The sequence below is a fragment of the Dactylosporangium sp. NPDC049525 genome, assembly GCF_040676755.1.
GTDB lineage: Bacteria > Actinomycetota > Actinomycetes > Mycobacteriales > Micromonosporaceae > Dactylosporangium.
In genome coordinates this window covers 172,369-192,616 of sequence record NZ_JBFAPO010000013.1, presented here as the reverse complement: position 1 = coordinate 192,616, position 20,248 = coordinate 172,369, and the positions used below count along the sequence as shown (strand labels likewise).

20 protein-coding genes and 2 tRNA genes are annotated in these 20,248 nt (G+C 70.9%); 14 read left to right on the top strand and 8 right to left on the bottom strand.

The genetic code is table 11. The features are described from left to right. Positions 1 to 28 precede the first annotated feature (28 nt). Positions 29 to 1,126 carry a branched-chain amino acid aminotransferase gene (locus AB0K00_RS21240; RefSeq protein WP_363523096.1) on the top strand — a complete coding sequence of 366 codons (1,098 nt, stop codon included), beginning with the start codon at positions 29 to 31 and terminating at the stop codon, positions 1,124 to 1,126. A gap of 276 nt (positions 1,127 to 1,402) precedes the next feature. Here the strand turns inward: AB0K00_RS21240 and AB0K00_RS21235 are convergent, their stop codons facing one another. Both AB0K00_RS21235 and AB0K00_RS21230 read right to left on the bottom strand, forming a co-directional pair. After that, positions 1,403 to 1,690, bottom strand: coding sequence for a hypothetical protein (locus AB0K00_RS21235; RefSeq protein ID WP_363523094.1), 288 nt, complete (start codon positions 1,688 to 1,690; stop codon positions 1,403 to 1,405). A 518-nt stretch (positions 1,691 to 2,208) separates the two neighbouring features. After that, positions 2,209 to 2,739, bottom strand: coding sequence for a carboxymuconolactone decarboxylase family protein (locus AB0K00_RS21230; protein WP_363523093.1), 531 nt, complete (start codon positions 2,737 to 2,739; stop codon positions 2,209 to 2,211). 350 nt (positions 2,740 to 3,089) lie between these two features. Here AB0K00_RS21230 and cimA point away from each other — a divergent pair, with 350 nt between their 5' ends. Beyond that, the gene (gene cimA, locus AB0K00_RS21225) at positions 3,090 to 4,691 is read left to right on the top strand and encodes a citramalate synthase (protein WP_363523092.1); all 1,602 of its coding nucleotides are present in this window, start codon (positions 3,090 to 3,092) and stop codon (positions 4,689 to 4,691) included. A gap of 37 nt (positions 4,692 to 4,728) precedes the next feature. On the opposite strand, the gene AB0K00_RS21220 is transcribed toward cimA, so the two are convergent. From AB0K00_RS21220 to AB0K00_RS21210, 3 genes are all read right to left on the bottom strand, one after another. Continuing rightward, a complete protein-coding gene (locus AB0K00_RS21220) occupies positions 4,729 to 5,220 on the bottom strand; it encodes a hypothetical protein (RefSeq protein ID WP_363523090.1) in 492 nt (163 codons plus the stop codon). 135 nt (positions 5,221 to 5,355) lie between these two features. Continuing rightward, positions 5,356 to 6,372: an endonuclease/exonuclease/phosphatase family protein gene (locus tag AB0K00_RS21215; RefSeq protein WP_363523088.1), complete on the bottom strand. Its 1,017-nt coding sequence runs from the start codon at positions 6,370 to 6,372 to the stop codon at positions 5,356 to 5,358. 130 nt (positions 6,373 to 6,502) lie between these two features. Next, on the bottom strand, positions 6,503 to 7,519 hold the full coding sequence (locus AB0K00_RS21210) for an endonuclease/exonuclease/phosphatase family protein (RefSeq protein WP_363523087.1): 1,017 nt from the start codon (positions 7,517 to 7,519) through the stop codon (positions 6,503 to 6,505). A 91-nt stretch (positions 7,520 to 7,610) separates the two neighbouring features. Here AB0K00_RS21210 and AB0K00_RS21205 point away from each other — a divergent pair, with 91 nt between their 5' ends. Genes AB0K00_RS21205 through AB0K00_RS21190 form a run of 4 tightly spaced genes read left to right on the top strand, consistent with a single transcriptional unit; the run spans position 7,611 to position 10,583 of the window. Continuing rightward, positions 7,611 to 8,378, top strand: a complete 768-nt coding sequence (locus AB0K00_RS21205; RefSeq protein WP_363523085.1) for a prolipoprotein diacylglyceryl transferase family protein — start codon at positions 7,611 to 7,613, stop codon at positions 8,376 to 8,378. Next, entirely contained in the window at positions 8,375 to 8,773 is a 399-nt protein-coding gene (locus AB0K00_RS21200; protein ID WP_363523084.1) for a hypothetical protein, read from the top strand. The genes AB0K00_RS21205 and AB0K00_RS21200 overlap by 4 nt, the downstream gene beginning before the upstream one ends. Beyond that, positions 8,770 to 10,323: a radical SAM protein gene (locus tag AB0K00_RS21195; protein WP_363523083.1), complete on the top strand. Its 1,554-nt coding sequence runs from the start codon at positions 8,770 to 8,772 to the stop codon at positions 10,321 to 10,323. Before AB0K00_RS21200 ends, AB0K00_RS21195 begins: the two co-directional genes overlap by 4 nt. After that, positions 10,320 to 10,583: a hypothetical protein gene (locus tag AB0K00_RS21190; protein WP_363523081.1), complete on the top strand. Its 264-nt coding sequence runs from the start codon at positions 10,320 to 10,322 to the stop codon at positions 10,581 to 10,583. Before AB0K00_RS21195 ends, AB0K00_RS21190 begins: the two co-directional genes overlap by 4 nt. Here AB0K00_RS21190 and AB0K00_RS21185 read toward each other — a convergent pair. Continuing rightward, positions 10,565 to 11,341, bottom strand: coding sequence for a 3-methyladenine DNA glycosylase (locus AB0K00_RS21185; protein WP_363523079.1), 777 nt, complete (start codon positions 11,339 to 11,341; stop codon positions 10,565 to 10,567). The two genes, AB0K00_RS21190 and AB0K00_RS21185, sit on opposite strands and share 19 nt — an antisense overlap. Before the next feature lie 30 nt (positions 11,342 to 11,371). On the opposite strand from AB0K00_RS21185, the gene AB0K00_RS21180 reads away from it, so the two are divergent. Then, the gene (locus AB0K00_RS21180; RefSeq protein WP_363523077.1) at positions 11,372 to 12,727 is read left to right on the top strand and encodes a gluconolaconase; all 1,356 of its coding nucleotides are present in this window, start codon (positions 11,372 to 11,374) and stop codon (positions 12,725 to 12,727) included. Here the strand turns inward: AB0K00_RS21180 and AB0K00_RS21175 are convergent. Then, positions 12,702 to 14,672 carry a glycogen debranching N-terminal domain-containing protein gene (locus tag AB0K00_RS21175; RefSeq protein ID WP_363523076.1) on the bottom strand — a complete coding sequence of 657 codons (1,971 nt, stop codon included), beginning with the start codon at positions 14,670 to 14,672 and terminating at the stop codon, positions 12,702 to 12,704. The two genes, AB0K00_RS21180 and AB0K00_RS21175, sit on opposite strands and share 26 nt — an antisense overlap. Before the next feature lie 50 nt (positions 14,673 to 14,722). Here AB0K00_RS21175 and AB0K00_RS21170 point away from each other — a divergent pair, with 50 nt between their 5' ends. The 3 genes from AB0K00_RS21170 to AB0K00_RS21160 all read left to right on the top strand — a co-directional run bounded on the left by AB0K00_RS21170 (position 14,723) and on the right by AB0K00_RS21160 (position 17,252). Further along, positions 14,723 to 15,406: a hypothetical protein gene (locus AB0K00_RS21170; protein ID WP_363523074.1), complete on the top strand. Its 684-nt coding sequence runs from the start codon at positions 14,723 to 14,725 to the stop codon at positions 15,404 to 15,406. Between the two features lie 113 nt (positions 15,407 to 15,519). Continuing rightward, positions 15,520 to 16,434: an ATP-binding cassette domain-containing protein gene (locus tag AB0K00_RS21165; RefSeq protein WP_363523073.1), complete on the top strand. Its 915-nt coding sequence runs from the start codon at positions 15,520 to 15,522 to the stop codon at positions 16,432 to 16,434. Then, a complete protein-coding gene (locus AB0K00_RS21160; protein ID WP_363523071.1) occupies positions 16,431 to 17,252 on the top strand; it encodes an ABC transporter permease in 822 nt (273 codons plus the stop codon). Before AB0K00_RS21165 ends, AB0K00_RS21160 begins: the two co-directional genes overlap by 4 nt. 15 nt (positions 17,253 to 17,267) lie before the next feature. On the opposite strand, the gene AB0K00_RS21155 is transcribed toward AB0K00_RS21160, so the two are convergent. Further along, the gene (locus AB0K00_RS21155; RefSeq protein WP_363523070.1) at positions 17,268 to 17,798 is read right to left on the bottom strand and encodes a hypothetical protein; all 531 of its coding nucleotides are present in this window, start codon (positions 17,796 to 17,798) and stop codon (positions 17,268 to 17,270) included. Between the two features lie 114 nt (positions 17,799 to 17,912). Between AB0K00_RS21155 and AB0K00_RS21150 the strand changes: the two genes are divergently transcribed. The 4 genes from AB0K00_RS21150 (at position 17,913) to AB0K00_RS21135 (ending at position 20,211) form a co-directional block, all read left to right on the top strand. Next, positions 17,913 to 19,136, top strand: a complete 1,224-nt coding sequence (locus tag AB0K00_RS21150; RefSeq protein WP_363523068.1) for an FAD-binding protein — start codon at positions 17,913 to 17,915, stop codon at positions 19,134 to 19,136. Positions 19,137 to 19,146: 10 nt separating this feature from the next. Further along, positions 19,147 to 19,935: a fumarylacetoacetate hydrolase family protein gene (locus AB0K00_RS21145; RefSeq protein WP_363523066.1), complete on the top strand. Its 789-nt coding sequence runs from the start codon at positions 19,147 to 19,149 to the stop codon at positions 19,933 to 19,935. Positions 19,936 to 20,009: 74 nt separating this feature from the next. Then, a tRNA-Gln gene (locus AB0K00_RS21140) sits at positions 20,010 to 20,081 on the top strand. Positions 20,082 to 20,138: 57 nt separating this feature from the next. Further along, positions 20,139 to 20,211, top strand: a tRNA-Glu gene (locus AB0K00_RS21135). Positions 20,212 to 20,248: the final 37 nt, after the last annotated feature.

The following is a 20,248-nucleotide window of genomic DNA, read 5'->3' as shown; positions in this document are numbered from 1 at the left end:
AGACACGACGCGCAACTGGAGGAACGCCATGAACGGCGGTGAAACGCTCGACTTCGAGGTCCGTCCCAACCCGGCGCCGGTGAGCGCCGGGGAGCGGTCCGCGCTGCTCGCCAACCCCGGTTTCGGACGGATCTTCACCGACCACATGGTCACCGTCCGCTATGCCGAGGGCAAGGGCTGGTATGACGCCCGCGTCGAGGCCCGCGCGCCGATCCCGATGGACCCGGCGACCGCCGTGCTGCACTACGCCCAGGAGATCTTCGAGGGCCTGAAGGCCTACCGCGCGGCCGACGGCGGCGTCACCTTGTTCCGCCCCGACGCCAACGCCGCCCGCTTCCGGCAGTCCGCGGCCCGCATGGCCATGGCCCAGGTGCCGTCGCAGCTGTTCCTCGACGCGCTGAGCGAGCTCATCCGCGTCGACCGCGAGTGGGTCCCCTCCGACCCCGAGGGCAGCCTCTACCTGCGCCCGTTCCAATACGCGAGCGAGGTCTTCCTCGGCGTCAAGCCCTCCTCGGAATATCTCTTCCTGGTCATCGCCTCCCCGGTCGGCAGCTACTTCAAGGGCGGCGTCAAACCCGTCAGCGTCTGGGTCTCCCGCGACTACACCCGCGCGGCCCCCGGCGGCACCGGCGCCGCGAAGTGCGGCGGCAACTACGCCGCCAGCCTCGTCGCCCAGGCCGAGGCCATCGAGCACGGCTGCGACCAGGTCGTCTTCCTCGACGCCGTCGAGCAGCGCTACGTCGACGAGCTCGGCGGCATGAACGTCTTCTTCGTCTTCGACGACGGCACCCTGCTCACCCCGCCGCTGACCGGCACGATCCTGCCCGGCATCACCCGCGAGTCGGTCCTGCGCCTCGCCGCCGACCAGGGCCTCACGGTCCGCGAGGAGCTCTACTCCTACGAGCAGTGGCAGGCCGACGCCCGCAGCGGCCGCCTGCGCGAGGCGTTCGCCTGCGGCACCGCCGCGGTCATCACCCCGATCGGCGTCGTCCGTGACCGCTCCGGCGAGTTCACCATCGCCGACGGTGCCGCCGGCAAGGTCACCATGGGCCTCCGCGAGCGTCTCGTCGGCATCCAGCGGGGCACCGTCCCCGACCCGCACGGCTGGGTCCACCGCGTCCTGTAGTCGCGGCACTCTGCTGGCTCATCCATGCGGGCTCCGGTCCGTCGTGGGCGCGCGCCGTCGCTCCCGTCAGTCACCGGTCGGCCGTTGACGGCCTCCCTGCCAGGTTCGCGGATAGTTGCGCGGCCACGACCTGCGGTCGTGAACAAGCACGCGACCTGCGGCCGCGCCCGCGTCTGGCGGGAGTGGGCAGGGGGCTGGGCGGGGGGCCATCTTGACCTTGGAGACTTTGACTGGTTCTGGCAAGTCAAAGTCTCCAAGGTCAACTATCTCGCCGGGTCAGGCGGACCAGCGGCCGAGGTTCGAGGTCCGGCCGTAGCTGGGCCGGATGCCGCGCGGGGTCGGGCGTTCATACGCAAGTAACAATGCTTCCTCGGCGAGCTGCGCATCCGGGCACGGCCAGAACGCCTTGCACTCGCAGAAGTTGTCGGTGCGCGGCTTGTGCGCGTCGTGCAGGGCGCGGGCGACCCGCCACAGCATCGGATCAGCGCAGCCGAACGGTGGCTCGAGCGGCGGCTCACCCCCCGCACCGGCGCCGGACCCGGGCGGAACACCGTCGTCGTTCATCGTCGTCCCCCCAAGGATCCCGAGCCCCACCGCCGTGGCCCGCGCTCGACGGCTGCTGCCGGAAACGGTAACCGCCGATCCCACCCCTGCGCAGACACGCTGTGCGCAACTTGCACGACCGAGCGACACTAAGGCCTTCCGCCACCCGTCTGAACAGCGCAAACACCCAGCGAACCAGACAAACCCCACCCGAACAGGCAACCGACAACACCCGAACAGCCCACCAACCCCGCCGCCCCACACGCCCAGCCGCTGCGCGACCGGGTCAAGAGCCGATCCCGGCCGCGCAGGAAGTGGGGACGGGAGTTAGGGCAGGAGCGGCGACAGAGTCGGAGGCAAGGCCGGCGGACCGCACACGCGATCAGTTCCGAACCCGGACTGCGAGGAAGGCGCGGCGGGAGTCTCTGCTCGGGTCGGACGTCAGACCTGTCGGCAGCCGCCGAAGCGAGAAACAGCCCGAAGCTGCAGCGTACGGGTGCCGGAGCCGCCACTCCGACACCCGTACAAGAGGAAAGCTCCTAGACGGAAGCTGCCTCTGCATCGAGGGTCACGGCCAACGCGTGAACTACCGCGGCGACGCGTAGACCCTCGTCGACCACTTCGCGGGACACCCCTGCACCACGAAGTGATCTTTCGTGCGATTCCAGGCACACCCCGCACCCGGTGATCGCGGATACTGCTGTGGACCACAGCTCGACGTCGACCGTGCCGACGCCGGGCCAGGTGGTCACCTGGCGGCGCAGCCGCGCCGGCAGGTGGTTGTACGCCTCGTCACCGATGAGGTGCTTGGCGCGGAAATAGACGTTGTGGATCGCCATGCGGGAGGCGACTGCTTTGGCTGCTGTAACAGCCTCTGGCTTCAGGTGATTCCCGGCCTCGGTGAGGATCGAGCGGAACACGAAGGCGCTGCGTGTGGTCATCGCGCAGGCGAGCGCGGTGCCCCACAGCTGCTGCTCGGTGAGCAGGGTGCCGGCGAGCGCGGCGTCGAGGTTGAGCTCGACGTCCTTCGCATACGACGGCAGCGCGGCCTTCAGTGCTTCGATCGACATCAGACCGAAGACCTGCCCAGCCGGAGCGGCGAATGGATCTCACCAACGGTGAGCACGGGGACCTCCTGGTTGCTCTCGCTTGACTGGTTCCAACCTTGACCGACGCGCGTTACAGGTACGTGACGAACAGGGTGAATCGTGAAGCAGATCACCTGCGTTCTCAGAATTCGGAATCACATGCCACAGGCGGCACAGCCGTGGCAAGCTACCCAACGTGACTCGGCTCATTATTGGCCCCTAGCGCGACCAGCATCCCCTAGCTGGCCGCGCAGACCTCTCGCATTCGCGAGGGGTCTTTTTGTTGGCCCACCCGCCGGAAGCCACAAAAATCCCAAAGCCAGGAGAAGACCATGCAGGTGTACGACACCACGCTGCGCGACGGGGCCCAGCGAGAGGCGATCAGCTACTCAGTCGTCGACAAGCTGGCGGTCGCCCGGCTTCTCGACGAGTTCGGCGTCGGCTTCATCGAGGGCGGCTGGCCAGGTGCGATGCCGAAGGACACCGAGTTCTTCCGAAGGGCGCGCACGGAACTGGACCTGAAACACGCGGTGTTCGTCGCGTTCGGCGCGACCCGCAAGGCCGGCGTCCGCGTCCAGGACGACCCGCAGGTGCGGGCGCTGCTCGAGGCGGAGACGCCGGCCGTCGCCCTCGTCGCCAAGTCGGACATCCGGCACGTCGAGCGGGCGTTGCGCACCACGGCCCAGGAGAACCTGGCGATGGTCCATGACACCGTGGCGTACCTGGTGGCCGAGGGCCGCAGGGTGTTCCTGGACATGGAGCACTGCTTCGACGGGTACGCGTTCGACCCGGCGTACACCGCGAGCGTCGCCGCCACCGCGCTCGCCGCCGGGGCGGAGAAGGCCGTCATGTGCGACACCAACGGTGGCATGCTGCCGTCGCTGATCACCCGGACGATCGGGGAGGTCAAGGGGCGGCTCGCCGTCGCGCTCGGCATCTCCGAGGACGAGGCGGTCTTCCGGCTCGGCATCCACTGCCAGAACGACACGTCCTGCGCGGTGGCGAACACGATCGCCGCCGTCGAGGCGGGCGTCCCGCACTTCCAGGGCACCGCAAACGGCTACGGCGAGCGGCCCGGCAACGCCGACCTCTTCGCCGTCGTCGCGAACCTCCAGCTGAAGCTCGGTATGCCGGTCCTACCGGACGGGTGCATCGAGCAGATGGTGCGCGTCTCGCACGCCATCGCAGAGATCGCCAACATCGCACCCGACACCCACCAGGCTTATGTCGGGTCGTCAGCGTTCGCTCACAAGGCGGGCCTGCACGCGAGCGCGATCAAAGTGGATCCCGTGCTCTACAACCACATCGACCCGGTCGTCGTGGGCAATGACATGCGGATCCTGGTCACCGAGATGGCCGGCCGGGCCAGCATCGAGCTCAAGGCACGCGAGCTCGGCGTGGACCTGGCCGGCCATCCGGAGGCGCTGTCCCGGGTCACCACCCGGGTCAAGGAACTGGAGGCGCGGGGCTGGTCGTTCGAGGCCGCCGACGCCTCGTTCGAGCTCCTCGTCAGGGCCGAGCTGCAGGACGGTGCGCTGCCCCGGCCGTTCGCGCTCGAGTCGTACCGCGTCCTCGTCGAGCACCGGGAGGACGGCGCCGTGGTGTCCGAGGCGACGGTCAAGGTCCGGGTCAAGGGCGAGCGGATCATCGCGACGGCGGAGGGCAACGGGCCCGTCAACGCCCTCGACGAGGCGCTGCGGGTGGCGTTGACGAAGCACTACCCGGAGCTGTCGCGGTTCGAGCTGGCCGACTACAAGGTCCGCATCCTCGAAGGCAGCCACGGTACGGGTGCCGTCACGCGGGTGCTGGTGGAGACCCGGTCGACGGGCGAGGACTGGACGACGGTCGGCGTCCACGAGAACGTGGTGGAGGCGAGCTGGACCGCGCTCGTCGACGCGCTCAGCTACGGCCTGTCGCGCCAGGTGCGGGTCTGAGCAACGTGCGAGGGGCGGGGCCGTGCGGCCCCGCCCGTCACGGGCACTTGTTCTGTCTGAAGGCGGCCAGCGCCGTCGCGTCCGGCTCGAACTTCCATTGGCCGTTCTGATATTTGATGGTGTTGGTGCCGCTCGTCGCGCTGCCGCCGGCCGGCGTCCTGGTCCATTTGACGGTCGCCGTCGAGTCGTCCACCGGTGTCACTCCGGTGACGACATAGTCACCCTGCAGCGCGGTGCAGGTCGAGACCAGGTCGACGTAGGCGTCCTTGGCGATGGCGGACTGCGCGGTGTCGGTCCAGAGCTCCCAGGCCCCGGCCCAGTCGCCGTCGGACAGGTTGTCGAAGACCTGCTCGGCTGTGACCTGCGCCGTCTGTGCGTCCTGCGGCTGGGCGGTCACCTCCACCGTCGGACGGTCGGCTGTCGGTGTCTCGCCCGCGTCGTCCTTCTTGTCCGAGCAACCAGCCAGGACGCTTGCAAGCACAACCGGCGCGATGACGGCGAGCGCGATGCCGCGGAAGGTTCGTGTCACCCATCTGCTCCAACGTGGTTCTGTCGGGCGTTCCGCCCGATCCGTACGTGAAGGTACTCCCGGCCAACGAACCGCGTATAGCCGGAGGTACGCGTCAGTGATCTATCGGGTTCGTATTCGGCATGATCGGACGGGTCAGCCGTCGGCCTTTGGGAGCACCAACTCGGCGAAGACGGCCTTGTGATCGGTCCCGACGACGCGGTGGATCGCCACCTTCCGCACGCCGACGCGCTCATCGGTCAGGACGTGGTCGATCGTGACGCCAGGGATGTACCACCGCTCGTCGTAGGGCCACGAGGTGGTGAGCCCGGCGCCGGCGACGTCGGCGGCGTCGTGGTAGCCCTTGGCGAGCACATGGCGGAGCGCCGCATGGTCGAGGGTCGCGTTGAAGTCGCCGATGAGCAGGTTGACCGGGCCGTCCGGGGTCGCCGCCGGCTGCGCGGCCAGGTCGGTCACCCAGCAGGTGTCGCGGTCGCCGTCCGACGGGGCGCACGGGTGCACCGACTCGACGTACACCTCCAGGGCGCCGGGGACCCGTACCGTGGCCTGCGCCTGCCCGAAGTCGGAGGCGAACCGCCGGTACCCCTTGTCGGTGAGCGGGAAGCGGCTGTAGACGGCCGAACCGGTCACCCCGGGGCGCGGGTAGGCCACCACGTTGGGCAACGCGTCGTCGAGCCCGGCCTGGTGCAGCGCGGTGCGGCCTTCGTCGGTGTACTCCTGCACCGCGAGCAGGTCCACGGCGCCGGAACGCACCAGGCTCACGATCTGGCCCGGGTCGGCACCGCCGATGAGCATGTTGACGCTCATGACCCGCAGCGTCGGCCCGTCCGGGACGCCGGCGTCGCTGTCGGAGATCCAGCGCGGCAGGACACACGCGGCGAACGCGACGGTCACCACGGCCGCCGCGACCGCCGGCCAGACCCGCTTCGTCAGCACCGCGAGCACCAACGGTGCCAGCGAGAGCACCGCGGCATACGGCGTGAACGCGATCAGCTGGACGGTCGGGAAGCCGCTCTCCAGGCCGAACACCCGCGCCGCCGCCCACACCGCGAACGCCGCGACGAGCAGCCACAGCAGCACGGTCAGCCACCGGCGCCGCCCGGGCGTCGCGGCCGGTGCCGCCAGCGGCAGGGTTTCCTCGGTGCTGACCATCCCGTCAGGGTAGGGGAGCCGCGCCAACGGCTCCTGCCCCTGCTGTGAATCTTCACAGAACCACCAGGGATCCGCCGAACGGGACCACCAGGGACCCGCCGAACGGGACCGCCAGGGATCTCCCGGACGGTCAGCCGCCGGCCTTCGGGAGCACCAGTTCGGCGAACACGGCCCTGTGATCGCTCCCCGGGACGCGATGGACCACGACCTTCCGCACCCCGACGCGCTCATCGGCGAGGACGTGATCGAGCGTCACCCCCACGAAGTACCACCGGTCGTCATCGGGCCACGACACGGAGAGCCCGGCACCGGCGGCGTCGGCCGCGTCGTGGTACCCCTTCGCCACCACCCGGCGGAACGCCGCATGGTCGAGGGTCGCGTTGAAGTCACCCATGAGCAGGTTGACCGGCCCGCCCGGGGTCGCCGCCGGCTGCGCCGCGAGGTCCGCCAGCCAACAGGCGTCCGACCCGCGGCCCATCGGGGCGCACGGGTGCGCCGACTCGACGTACACCTCCGCGGCACCCGGCACCAGCACCCCGGCGTACGCCTGCATGAAGCCGCCGGCGAGCTGCCGGTACCCCTTGCCGGTGAGCGGGAAGCGGCTGTAGACGGCCGACCCGCCCGCGTCGTCCCGCGGGTAGGTGGCCGAGTCGGGCAGGATCTCCTCCAGCCCGGCCGCGCGCAGTGCGGTGCGCCCCGCCTCGGTGTACTCCTGCACGGCCAGCACGTCGACGGCGCCGTCGCGGACGAGGCGCACGATGTGGCCGGGGTCGGCCTGGCCGTAGAGCATGTTGACGCTCATCACCCGCAGCGTCGGCCCGGCCGGAACCCCCGCGTCGCCGTCGGCGATCCAGCGCGGCAGGACGCACGCGGCGAACGCGACCGCCACCACCGCCGCCGCGACCGCCGGCCAGACCCGCCTCGTCAGCAGCGCGATTGCCAGCGGTACCAAGGAGACCACCGCGACATACGGGGTGAAGGCAATGAACTGGACGGTCGGGTAGCCGCGCTCCAGGCCGAACACCCGCACCGCCGCCCACCCCGCGAACGGCGCGATGAGCAGCCACAGCAGCACGGTCAGCCACCGGCGCCGCCGGACCGCCGCGGCAGGCAACGCGAGCGGCGGGGACTCCTCGGTGTTGACCATCCCGTCAAGACTAGGGGGAGCGGGTCGGCCGGTCCGCCCCCTGCTGTGAATCTTCACAGAACCGGCCGGCGCCCCGTTAAGCTGCGCAATCGTGCACCCGGTGATCGCGACGTTCGGCCCGGTGGCGATCCTGACCCACGACGTGTGCGTCGCGCTCGGCATCGGGGTCGCCGCCCTCGTCTTCCTGTGGGAGATCCGGCGCCGCCGGGCACAGGACGACCGGCTCTGGTACGTGCTGGCCGGCGCACTCGTCGGCGGTGCCCTCTTCGCCCGGCTCGGCACCTGGGCGCAGCACCTCGACCCGCGCGACAACGCGACGCTGCTGGAGCAGTGGGCCTACGGCAACCGCAGCATCCTGTCCGGCCTCGTCGGCGCCTATGTCGGCGCGATCGTGGCGAAGAAGGCGTGCGGCTACCCGTGGCGCACCGGTGACCTCTTCGCGCCGGCGGTCGCGGCCGGGATGGCGGTCGGCCGGCTCGGCTGCTTCCTCGCCGAGCCGCCCGGCACCCCGACGGACCTGCCGTGGGGCGTGACCCTGAACGCGGCGCAGGCCGAGGCCATGCACACCGTCGCCGGCGTGCCGCTGCACCCGTCCTTCGGCTACGAGATCCTGTTCCACCTCGCTGCGTTCGGCGCGCTGCTGGCGCTGCGGAAGAAGGTCACCGCACCCGGCGCGCTGTTCAAAATCTATCTGGCCGCTTACGCCGCGTTCCGTTTCGTGGTGGAGTTCGTGCGGGGCAACGAGGTGGTGTGGCTCGGCCTGACCCGGCCGCAGCTGTTCCTGCTGGCCTGCCTGCCGCTCATCGTGGCGGGCCTGGTGCGTGATCTGGTGAGACGGAAGGAAGCGGTGACGGCATGACGTTGCCACCGAACTCGGGCTGGACCGTGCCGCCCCCGCCGCCGCTGCCGCCGAACGGGCAGGACCGCCCGATCCGCGGCCGCAAGGTCGCCGCGGGGCTGGGCATCGCCGCCGGCGGTCAGGTCCTCGCGATCGGCATCGGCGTGCTCGTGACGATCCTGTTCGCCGCGTCCGACAACAGCGACAACGCGTTGCTGGGCGTATACCTGGAGATGCTGCTGCAGCTGGCGTTGTTCGTCGCCTGCCTGGTGGTCGGCATCGTCTGGATCACCCGCCGCGACCGGGGTCTCGGCCTCGGCATCCTCATCGGCTGGGCGGTCAGCGTCATCGTCTTCCCGGTCGCCGGCATCGGTGTCTGCATCGCGCTCGTCAACGCCAACTCGGGGACCGTATGAGCAACGGGATGCAGCTGCGGGGGGACCGGATCCACCGGTACGTCAACGCCTTCTGCCCGCACTGCCACGACGAGCACCCCGACCGTCCACTGGAGACGGTGCAGCGGCTGTCGGGCTGGCTGGCCGAGCGCGACGGCCGGATCTGGCTGGAGCGCGGCTGCCCGAGCCACGGCCTGGTGCGCACGATGTACGACGAGTCGCCGGAGATCCTGCGGTACCTGGAGCAGTGGACCGCCCCGACGAAGACGCACGTGCCGGACCTCGCCGGGAACTTCGCGCCGGTGCCGTCGGCGTATCTGGCCGGGCTGCCGGAGATGCAGACCCAGCACACCTGCATCCTCCTGGCGGACCTCACCGACAGCTGCAACCTGCGCTGCCCCACCTGCTTCACCGACTCGTCCCCGGCGATCGAGGGCGTCGTGCCCCTCGCCGAGGTGCTCAACAGCGTCGACACCAAGCTGTCCCGGGAGAACGGGCGCATCGACGTGCTCATGCTGTCCGGCGGCGAGCCCACCCTGTACCCGCACCTGCCGGAGCTGCTGCGGGAGGTGTCGGCCCGCAACGTCGTGCGGGTCCTCATCAACTCCAACGGCGTGAAGATCGCCCGCGACGACGCGCTGCTGGACCTGCTGACCGAGCACCGCGAGCGGGTCGAGGTCTACCTGCAGTACGACGGCGTCTCCGAGCGCGCCGCCCGGCACCACCGCGGCGCCGACTTACGCCGCCTGAAGGACCAGGCGATCGACCGGCTCTCCTCCCGGGGCATCTTCACCACCCTCACCATGACCTGCGCGCTGGGCGTCAACGACGACGAGATCGGCGCCGTCGTGAAGCGGGCCCTGGACACCCCGTACGTCGGCGGCGTGTCGCTGCAGCCGCAGTTCGGGTCCGGTCGTTCGGGAGCGATCGACCCGCAGAACCGGCTCACCCACACCGGCGTCCTGGCCCGGCTCGGCCCGCAGACCGCCGACCAGGTCACCTGGCGGGACCTGACCGCGCTGCCGTGCTCGCACCCGCACTGCTGCTCCGTGGGGTACCTGCTGCGCGACGACGCCGGGCAGTGGCAGTCGATGACGAAGCTCATCGGCCACGACCGGCTGCTGACGTTCCTGGACCTGGAGCCCGACCTGGTCGCCAACCGCATCGCCGACGTGCAGCTGCCCGCCGCGCTGCGCACCGCGGTGAAGGACTCGCTGCTCGGCCTGCTGTCGGAGCAGTCGTCGCTGTCCCACCCCGACGTCGGCGCGCTGTGGCGCGACATCTGCGAGAACTGCGACCTGGGCATCTCGACCCTGACGACGCTGGTCTCCTCGTCGCTGCCCGGCGGCCGCAACCGGCTGCGCAAGATGCTCGGCGAACGCGTCAAACGCATCACGGTCAAGCCGTTCATGGACATGGCCACGATGATCGAGGAGCGGCTCCTGCAGTGCTGCGTGCACGTGGCCACCGTCGACACCCGCGACGGCGACCCGAAGCACCAGTGCGCCCCGTTCTGCGCCGTGCAGGCCTGGCCGGCGCTGTCCGCTCAGCGCCTGCCCAGAGCGCTATGACCGCCACCCCGCAGCCCTACGACCCGCTGCGCCTGTGCGTGTACGCCACGATCGCCGCCCTCGCGTGGCTGCTGGGACCGGTGGCGCTGCTGGGCTTCGCCGTGCTCGGCTTCGCCGGCTACGTCAGGGCCCGCCGCCAGGGCCTGACCCGCTCCAAGTGCGTCCTGCGCGACACCCGCCTGGTGCTGACCTACCTCGGCGCCCTCGCCCTGGCCGCCGTGGCGGGCATCGGCTGGAACGTCTACACCTGGCTGACCTGAGCGCTGTCGCAGACGGCGATGAGGGCGGCGCGCAGCGGTGCGGCACGGTCCGACAGGTCCCGTTGGCGGCGGGTGTACTCCGCGCGCCCGTCCGGCGTCTCGATCGGCACCGGCGGGTAGCCCAGCGCGGCCAGATCATACGGGCTGGCCTGCATGTCGAGGGTACGGATGGCGACGGCCAGCTCGAAGCAGTCGGCGATCAGCTCGCTCGGGGTGAGCGGGCTCAGCTTGTAGGACCACTTGTAGAGATCCATGTTGGCGTGCAGGCAGCCGGGCTGCTCGTTGGCGGCCTGGGTCTCCCGGGTCGGCTGCAGCAGGTTCAGCGACCGGGCCGGCGCGGTGTAGAAGCGGAACGCGTCGAAATGGCTGCACCGGATGCGGCTCGCCGCGACGACCGCGTCGGTGCCGTCGGATCCGAGGCGCAGCGGCCACGCGTTGTGCCGCAGCTCCTCCTGGGTCTGCCGGTAGACCATCGCCCACTCGTGCAGGCCGAAGCAGCCCAGGTGCGGCTGGCGGGCCGCGGTCGCGGCGAGGAGGTCCCGGACCCAGGTCACGGTCTCCGGGCGCCGGTGCGGCTCGCCACCCGGGCGCCACTGCCGCAGCTGCGCGGGGCGGAACGAGTAGTAGGTGAACAGGAAGTCCAGCACCGGGTGCTTCTCGCCGCGGCGGCGGCGCTCCAGGTGCGGCCCGATCCACCCGTCGACCCGTGCCTCGTGCGCGGCCCGGCGGGCCTGCCACGATGCCTGGTCTGTGAGCATCCGCCAAGTTTAAGTTGTACCGTCACACGCATGCGCAAGCTCGGTGCTCTGCTCGCAGCCGCCACCGCCTGCTCGCTCGCCCTCACCGGTTGCGGTGGTGGTGAGGCCGGCGAAGAGGCCCGCCCGGCGGTGTCCGGCAGCGGCGCCGCAGGCTCGGGCTCGCAGCCCGCGACGGCGCTGGTGCTCGGCAAGCCCGCGAGCGTGAAGGTCACCGTCGGTGCCGGGATGAACGCAGCGCCGTTCGACGTGGCGCGGAGCGTGACGCTGCCGGCGGGGTGGACCGCGGCGGTGTACGCGCGGGTGGACAAGGCCCGCTTCATGACGTTCACGCCGAGCGGCGACCTGCTGGTGTCGCAGCCGAGCCAGGGCAAGGTGCGCATCGTGCGGGGCGGGAAGGCGACCGACTTCGCCTCCGGGCTCAACCGCCCGCACGACCTGGTGTTCGCCGAGATCGCCGGGGCCACCTGGCTGTTCATGGCGGAGGCCGACAAGGTCGTGCGGTACCCGTACAAGGCCGGGGACCTCAAGGCACACGACGGGCAGGTCGTCGTCGACGGGCTGCCGGACACCAGCACCCCGGAGCTGCGCGGCAACTACGCGCACGTGCTGAAGAACATCGCGGTCAAGGGCGAGCTGCTGTATGTGTCGATCGCCTCGACCTGCAACGCGTGCGTCGAGGACACCGTCAGCGACCCGCGGCGCGCGGCGATCTACACCTATGCCGCCGCCGGGAAGAACGCCGGCCGGCACCTGCTGGCCACCGGCATCCGCAACGCGGAAGGGCTCGCGTTCCGCCCCGGCACCGACGAACTGTGGGTCGTGGTCAACAACCGCGACAACACCCTCGTCCCCGACGACCGCGACGTCGACGGCGACGGCAAGTCCGACAAGGGCAAGCGGATGAGCCAGTTCGTCGACCAGTATCCGGCGGAGGAGCTCATCAAGGTGCGCGACGGCGGGTTCTACGGCTGGCCGTTCTGCAACCCCAACAGCGACAACGGCACCCACAACCTCGGCTTCCACCGCGACTACGAGCTCAACCGCGACGGGCAGAAGGCCGACTGCGCCAAGGCCGACCCGATCGACCTCGGGCTGCCGGCGCACACCGCGCCGCTGGGGCTGACGTTCTCCCCGGCGCTCGGCGGCGCCGTCATTCCCATGCACGGCTCGTGGAACAGCACCAAGCCGGTCGGCTACAAGGTGGTCTTCGTGCCGTGGACGGCAAACGGCCCGGGCGACCCGGTCGACCTGCTGTCCGGGCTGGTCGACCTGAAGGCCGCCAAGCCGTGGCTGCGGCCGGTCGACGCGGCGCTGGACGCCGACGGCTCGATCCTCGTCAGCGACGACTTCGGCGGCTCCATCATCCGGCTGACGCCGCCGAAGTAGGCCGGCCGATCCTCGCGGGGCTGCCGTCCGCGAGGAGGAACGAGATCCCGATGGGTCCATTGTGGACCGTGACGGCGCCGGCCGCGTCGACGGTGACGTCCAGCTCGCCGCCGGCGACCTTCAGCCCGCGCACCCGGAACGCGCCGACCGGCGACGGCCGCAGCGGGTCGAACGTGATCCGCCCGGCGGGCACGTCCACGTCCAGGCCCAGCAGCGCGGTGAGCACCGCCGGGCCCACCGCGGCCGCCCACGCCTGCGGGCGGCACGCCGGCGGGTAGGGCGTCGCGCCGTCGTCGCCGCCGTACAGCTCCGGCAGCCGGTAGTCGAAGCGTTCCGCGGCCGACAGCAGCGCGCCGACGAGCGCCGCCGCCTCCTGCCGGTGCCCGTCGCGGGCCAGGCCGAGCAGCGCGATCGCGGTGTCGTGCGGCCAGACAGAGCCGGCGTGATACGAACCGGGGTCGTAGCCGGCCGAGTCCGTGGCGAGGGTTCTCAGCCCGAACGGCGACCGCAGCGACGCCAGGTGATCCGCCACCACAGCGCTTTCGTCCTCGGACAGCAGCCCGGTGCCGAGCAGGTGACCCATGTTGGACGCCACGGCGTCGACCTGTTCCCCGTCGCCGGTCACCGCGACCGCGGGATACCCGCCGGGGCACCAGAACGCCTCCCGGAACCTCTCGGCGAGCTCCGCCGCCCAGGCGCGCCACCGCTGCCCGCCGGGCCGGCCGAACGCGTCCAGCAGGTCGGCACCGTGCAGCGCCGCCTGGTAGGCGTACCCCTGGACCTCACACAACGCCAAGGTCCCGGTGGCGACGCGCCCGTCGGCGAACTGGATGCCGTCGCCGGAGTCCTTCCAGCCCTGGTTGGTCAGCCCCTTGCCGGTGGACCGGTAGGCGACGAACCCCTCGTGCCCCGCCAGCCACGCCAGCGCCGCCTCCACGTTCGGCAGCAGCGCCTCGACGGCGTCGGGCCGCATGCCCCAGCGGTGCGCGTCGGCCAGGGTGCAGACGAACAGGGCGGTCGCGTCGACCGTGCCGTAGTAGACCGGCGGCAGGCGGTGCACGGCGTCGGGAGGCCGGACCTCGTGCAGGATCCGGCCGGGCTCCTCCTCGGTGTCGCCGTCGTACGCGGTGCCCTGCCGCGCGGCGAGCGCCCGCAACGTGCCGGCGGCGACCTCGACCCCGAGCGGCAGGCCGAGCCGCGCGGCCCACAGCGCGTCGCGGCCGAACAGCGTGAGGTACCAGGGACTGCCGGCGCTGTAGTAGACGTCGGCGCCGTCGGTGCGGCGCAACGCGTCGAGGTCCTGGACGCCGGTGCGCACCAGCGCGTCGAGCCGCGGGTCGGCGGCCGCGACCCGCAGTGTGCTGAATCGTTTCGCGCGTTGGATCGGCGGGATGTCGGTACGGGTGAAGCGCAGCTCGACGCTCCACGCCTCGCCGGCCTCGAGCGTGACCGCCCAGCGCAGCGCCCCCTCGGGCGCCGGGGTGGTGTCGAGCCGCACCGCCATGCCGTCCGCGGACCGCGCCCACCAGGCGCCGTCCTCCTCGGCGCGGAAGTCCACTATGGACGCTGTCAGGTCGTCGCGGACCGCGCCGGTGGTGGCGAAGTCCGTCGCCACATCCACCGCGAGCACCACGCTGCGCCGCTCACCGGCCTCGTTGGCCAGCGTGACGGTCTCGGTGCCGCCCAGGGGCTCCGCGAGGCGGCTGCGGGTGACGGTGAGGCTGTCCCGTACCCCCGCGAACACCGCCGACGCGGCACCGGTGCGCTGCACGTCCAGCGCCGTCAGCGTCGCGCCGTCGACCGTGACCTCCAGGCGCGCCACGGCCCGCCGGTCCTCGACGTAGAGCCCGTCCGCGTCGCCGCCGAGCCGCCCGTCCGGCCCGGAGAGCCACGTCGCGGGGCTCGCGACACACGTGACGCGCTCGTGCAGCTGGTGCTGTGCCATGTGCTCGGACGTTACGACATCACGGGCGCGAAGGGTTAGCGTTAACGGTTGTGAGTGACAACCAGCCGGCACCGCCGCAGCTGCCCGGCTGGCTGCGCCGCACCGAGGCCGAGCAGCGCTGGCCCGCCGCCCTGGCGATCGCCGTCGCCGTCGGCATTCACCTGCTGCTGCCCGCCGACCTCGCCCCCCGTCCGCGCTGGCTGCTGCCCGGCCTGGAGGCGGCCCTGCTGATCAGCGTGGTCGCGGTCAACCCGCTGCGGATCAACCGCGAGACCCGGATCCTGCGCCCGCTGAGCATCGGCCTGGCCGCGGTCCTCGGCGTCGCGACCGCCTGGTCCGCCGCCCTGCTGGTGCAGGCCCTCTTCGGCCACGGCGACATCGCGCCCGCGCACCTGCTGCTGTGGGGCGCCGCGATCTGGCTGACCAACGTCATCGTGTTCGCCCTGTGGTTCTGGGAAGGCGACCGCGGCGGCCCGGCGGCCCGCGCCGACGGGCGAAGCCCCCACCCCGACTTCCTCTTCACCCAGATGACCGCCGGGGACCTCGCCCCGCGCGACTGGGAGCCGACGTTCTTCGACTACTTCTACCTGGCGTTCACCAACGCCACCGCCTTCAGCCCCACCGACACCCTGCCGATGTCCATCTGGGCCAAGGCCGGCATGCTCGCCGAGTCCGTCATCTCCCTCATCACCGTCCTGCTCGTCGTAGCCCGCGCCGTCAACGTCATCGGCTGAGCATCGATCCTGTGCGGCGGCTCAGGTCTTCTTAGGGTCGCCACAGCAAGGTTTGGATAGCTTGCCGCTCAACGCCGCGCTTTGCGCGAGTCGGTGTCTGAGCGGGAGGAACCATGATCGAGGCTGTCGGCCTCACCAAGCGGTACGGCGACCGCGTCGCCGTGGACAAGTTGTCGTTCACGGTGCGGCCGGGGCAGGTGACGGGATTCCTGGGGCCGAACGGGGCCGGGAAGTCCACCACGATGCGGATGATCCTGGGGCTCGACGCGCCCACCAGCGGGGGGGTCACGGTCAACGGGCGGCCGTTCGCGCGGCTGGACAACCCGATGCTCGAGGTCGGGGCGCTGCTGGACGCGAAGGCGATCCACGGCGGGCGCAGCGCGTACCACCACCTGCTGTGCCTCGCACAGACCAACAACCTGCCGCGGCGGCGGGTCGACGAGGTGCTCGACACGGTCGGGCTGTCGGCGGTCGCGCGGAAGCGGTCGAAGGGGTTCTCGCTCGGCATGGGGCAGCGGCTCGGCATCGCCACCGCCCTGCTCGGCGACCCGAAGATCCTCATGTTCGACGAGCCGGTCAACGGCCTCGACCCCGAGGGCATCCTGTGGATCCGCAACCTGATGAAGTCCCTCGCCGCTGAGGGGCGCACGGTGTTCGTGTCGAGCCACCTCATGTCGGAGATGGAGCACACCGCGGATCACCTGCTGGTCATCGGGCGGGGACGGATGATCGCGGACTGCACGGTCAAGGAGTTCATCGAGGGCAACTCGGTGCTGGCGACCCGGGTCCGCACACCCGATGCCGATGCGTTGGCAGCGTTGGTACGGGCATCAGGCGGCACCGTGACCACCGATGCGGACGGGGCGCTGCTGGTGACGGAGCTGCCGATGCGTCGCGTCGGGGACCTCGCGTACGACAACGGGCTGCGGTTGCACGAGCTGGCGCCATTGCAGGCGTCGCTGGAGCAGGCGTTCATGGAGCTCACCAAGGACAGCGTCGAATACCACGGCACTTTGGAGAACCGATGACCACGCTCACGGCCGGACGTCCGGCCACCCGCCGGGCCGGCTTCGACGGCCTGCTGCGCTCGGAGTGGACCAAGCTGCGGACCGTGCGCTCCACGACCTGGTCCCTGGCGGCGATGGCGGCGATCTCGGTCGGCCTGATGTCGTTCATCGCCTGGGTCATCATGCGCCAGTGGGGCACGTTCTCACCGGAGGACCAGGCGGTCATGGCGGCCGAGCCGCTGCAGATCATCATCGACCAGCCGGTCTTCATCTCGCAGCTCATCGTCGCGGTGCTCGGTGTCATGGTGGTCTCCGCCGAGTACACGACCGGCATGATCCGCTCCACGCTGCAGGCGCAGCCGCGGCGGCTGCAGGTGCTGGGCGCGAAGGTCGTGGTGTTCGCGGCGCTGATGTTCGCGGTGGGGGAGCTGCTGAGCTTCGCCGCGTTCTTCGCCGGTCGCTGGGTCATGTCCGATCACATCCAGGTCGAGCTCGGCGACCCCGGCATCGCCCGCTCGGTGTTCGGCGCGGGCCTGTTCCTGACCGTCCTCGGCCTGTTCTCGCTGGCCTTCGGCGCGATCGTCCGGCACACCGCGGGCGCCATCACCGGCGTCCTCGGCCTGATCCTGATCGTGTCGAACCTGACGATCCTGCTGCCCGGCAGCTGGGGCGACCACGTCCACGCCTGGATGCCCACCAACGCCGGCCAGCTCATCTTCAAGCCGTCGCTGCCGCCGGACACGCTCCTGACCCAGTGGCAGGGCCTGGCGGTCTTCAGCGGCTGGACGGTCCTCCTGCTGGTCGTGGCCGGGTACCTCTTCCGGACCAGGGACGCCTGACGGGCCCGGACGCTGCTACTCGCAGCCGATGCCGTCGTGGTCGGTGTCGAGCTTGTAGACGTCGCTGCCGATGACCCGGACCGGCCCCTGCACGTATGACGGCCCGTTGCCGCTGCCACCCTTGCAGTCCACGTCCACCGGGTCGTTCGGCACACACGGGGAGTAGTTCGGGTTGCAGTTTCCCGCCGGAGGCTTGGTGGTCGGCTGCTTCGTCGGTGGCTTGGTCGGTGCTTTCGTCGTCGGTGCTTTTACGGCCGGTGCTGTTGTCGTGGCGGCCGGTGCCGGCGGCGTGGTCGTCGTCGGCGCCGCGGTGGCCGGCTCGGTCGTGCCGGTGGTGGCCGTGACAGGCGTGGGGGCCGCGGTGGACTGCGGCATCGCCAGCGCGCCGGTCCGCGCCACGTCCCGGGTTTCGTTCGGGTCCTTACCACCCGCGGCGGCGACGACGATTCCGCAGAACACGAAGACGCCGAGGACGGCGGCGCCGAGTACGAAGAACCAGCCGCGACCCGAGCGCGAGTTGGCCTGATTGAGCTGCGGATACGTCACCCGGGGAAGTCTGCTCGGATGCCGCCCGGCGGGCCAGTAGCCGAACGGATGCGTTCGGTGATACTGCCGGCGGCGCGGGGCCGCGAACGATGCGGCGCGAATAGACTCGGCCGCATGACCCTCACCAACTGGGCGGGAAACATCGCGTTCGGCGCGGCCCGGGTGCACCGACCGTCCACGGTGGACCAGGTGCGGGACGTGGTAGCCGGCGCGGAGCGGGTGCGGGTCCTCGGGTCCGGGCACTCGTTCAACGAGATCGCCGACACGCCCGCCGACCTCGTCAGCGTGGCCGGATTGCCGCCGCGGCCGCGGATCGACGCGGCGGCGGGGACCGTCACCGTGGCCGGCGGGATCCGCTATGGGGAGCTCGCCGCGTTCCTGGACGCCGAAGGCTTTGCGCTGCACAACCTCGGGTCCCTGCCGCACATCTCGATCGCGGGGGCGGTCGCCACCGGCACACATGGATCCGGCGCGGCTCTGGGCAACCTTGCCACCGCCGTGGCGGGGATCGAGCTGGTCACCGCCGGCGGGGAGCTGGTGCGGCTGGCCCGGGGTGACGCGGACTTCGCGGGTGCCGTGGTGTCGCTGGGCGCCCTCGGGGTCGTGGTGGGCGTGACGTTGGACGTGCGCCCGGCGTTCACCATCCGCCAGTTCGTCTTCGAGCACCTGCCGCGGACGGTCCTGGACGCGCGCTGGGAGGAGATCGCGACCGCCGGCTATTCCGTCAGCCTCTTCACCGACTGGTCGGGCGACACGGTCAACCAGCTGTGGCTCAAGCTCGCCGACGGCGAGGAGCCGGACGGCTTCGGGGCGACGCCCGCCGTTCGGACGATGCACCCGATCGCCGCGATGTCCCCGGAAAGCTGCACCGAGCAGGGCGGCGTGCCCGGGCCGTGGCACCGCCGGCTGCCGCACTTCAAGCTGGAGTTCACGCCCAGCAGCGGCGAGGAGCTGCAGACCGAGTTCTTCGTGGCGCGCGGGGACGCGGTCGAGGCGTTCGCCGCGATCGAGCGGCTGCGGCACCTCGTCACGCCCGTCCTGCAGATCTCCGAGATCAGGGTCGTGGCCGCCGACGAGCTGTGGCTGAGCCCACACCACCGGCGCGACAGCGTTGCGCTGCACTTCACCTGGATCCGCGACGGTGCCAGGGTCGCGCCGGTCGTCGCCGCGCTCGAAGACGCGCTGGCGCACCTGGCACCGCGGCCGCACTGGGGCAAGGTGTTCCACCACGCGCCCCGCCCGGAGCGGCTCGGTGACTTCCTCGCGCTGCGCGACCGGCTCGACCCGGACCGCAAGTTCGGCAACGCGTTCGTGGAGCGGCACCTGACGGCGGAGTAGATTCCACGGCGTGCGTATCGCTCGTTTCGCCCACAGCAGTGGCATGTCGTTCGGAGTCGTCGAGGGCGAGCCCTCGGCCGGACTCACCGGACTCACCGTCGCCGAGATCGACGGTCACCCGTTCGGAGAGCTGCGCTTCACCGGCCAGCGCTGGGCGGTCGCCGACGTGCGGCTGCTCTCCCCGATGCTGCCCAGCAAGGTGGTGTGCGTCGGGCGCAATTACGCCGACCACGCCGCGGAGCTCGGCAACGAGGTGCCGAAGGAGCCGCTGCTCTTCCTCAAGCCGTCCACGTCGATCATCGGCCCCAACGACGCGATCCGGATCCCGCCGCAGTCACAGCAGGTCGAGCACGAGGCCGAGCTCGCCGTCGTGATCGGCGTCACCGGTGCCCGCCGCGTCGACCGGGCCGGCGCCGCCGCGGCCATCTTCGGCTACACCGCCGCCAACGACGTCACCGCCCGCGACCTGCAGCGCAAGGACGTCCAGTTCACCCGGGGCAAGGGCTTCGACTCGTTCTGCCCCATCGGCCCCTGGATCGTCACCGGCCTGGACGTCAGCGACGTCGAGGTCCGCTGCGAGGTCAACGACGAGGTCCGCCAGCTCGGCCGCACCAAGGACATGATCTTCGACGTCCCCACCCTCGTGTCCTACGTCTCACACGTCATGACCCTCCTCCCGGGCGACGTGATCCTCACCGGCACCCCCGCCGGCGTCTCCCGGATCGTGGCCGGCGACGAGGTCACCGTCTCGATCGAGGGCATCGGCGCGCTCAGCAACAGGGTCCTGACCTTGGAATAGGCGTGTTTGCGACAACCGATTTGGCCTGGTGCGTTCGCTCCGGTAAAGTTTCCAACCGGCGCTCACAGCGCCAATGGGGTATGGGGTAATTGGCAGCCCAACTGATTCTGGTTCAGTTAGTCTAGGTTCGAGTCCTGGTACCCCAGCACCGCAGCAAGATCGCGGTGCTGTATTGTTCCACCGCACCACCGAGCAAGACCTGGGGCCCCGTCGTCTAGCGGCCCAGGACGCCGCCCTCTCAAGGCGGTAGCGTGGGTTCGAATCCCATCGGGGCTACAGTCCAATAGGTCCACCCTGTTCACAGGGTGGACCT

Bases quoted from the DNA above. Each gene is read 5' to 3' on its own strand.
- AB0K00_RS21160 (WP_363523071.1), top strand. From the start codon at position 16,431: ATGACCACGCTCACGGCCGGACGTCCGGCCACCCGCCGGGCCGGCTTC.
- AB0K00_RS21215 (WP_363523088.1), bottom strand. From the start codon at position 6,372: ATGGTCAGCACCGAGGAAACCCTGCCGCTGGCGGCACCGGCCGCGACG.
- AB0K00_RS21175 (WP_363523076.1), bottom strand. From the start codon at position 14,672: ATGGCACAGCACCAGCTGCACGAGCGCGTCACGTGTGTCGCGAGCCCC.
- AB0K00_RS21235 (WP_363523094.1), bottom strand. From the start codon at position 1,690: ATGAACGACGACGGTGTTCCGCCCGGGTCCGGCGCCGGTGCGGGGGGT.
- AB0K00_RS21185 (WP_363523079.1), bottom strand. From the start codon at position 11,341: ATGCTCACAGACCAGGCATCGTGGCAGGCCCGCCGGGCCGCGCACGAG.
- AB0K00_RS21190 (WP_363523081.1), top strand. From the start codon at position 10,320: ATGACCGCCACCCCGCAGCCCTACGACCCGCTGCGCCTGTGCGTGTAC.
- AB0K00_RS21180 (WP_363523077.1), top strand. From the start codon at position 11,372: ATGCGCAAGCTCGGTGCTCTGCTCGCAGCCGCCACCGCCTGCTCGCTC.
- AB0K00_RS21230 (WP_363523093.1), bottom strand. From the start codon at position 2,739: ATGTCGATCGAAGCACTGAAGGCCGCGCTGCCGTCGTATGCGAAGGAC.
- AB0K00_RS21210 (WP_363523087.1), bottom strand. From the start codon at position 7,519: ATGGTCAACACCGAGGAGTCCCCGCCGCTCGCGTTGCCTGCCGCGGCG.
- AB0K00_RS21165 (WP_363523073.1), top strand. From the start codon at position 15,520: ATGATCGAGGCTGTCGGCCTCACCAAGCGGTACGGCGACCGCGTCGCC.
- AB0K00_RS21195 (WP_363523083.1), top strand. From the start codon at position 8,770: ATGAGCAACGGGATGCAGCTGCGGGGGGACCGGATCCACCGGTACGTC.
- AB0K00_RS21240 (WP_363523096.1), top strand. From the start codon at position 29: ATGAACGGCGGTGAAACGCTCGACTTCGAGGTCCGTCCCAACCCGGCG.
- AB0K00_RS21200 (WP_363523084.1), top strand. From the start codon at position 8,375: ATGACGTTGCCACCGAACTCGGGCTGGACCGTGCCGCCCCCGCCGCCG.
- AB0K00_RS21150 (WP_363523068.1), top strand. From the start codon at position 17,913: ATGACCCTCACCAACTGGGCGGGAAACATCGCGTTCGGCGCGGCCCGG.
- cimA (WP_363523092.1), top strand. From the start codon at position 3,090: ATGCAGGTGTACGACACCACGCTGCGCGACGGGGCCCAGCGAGAGGCG.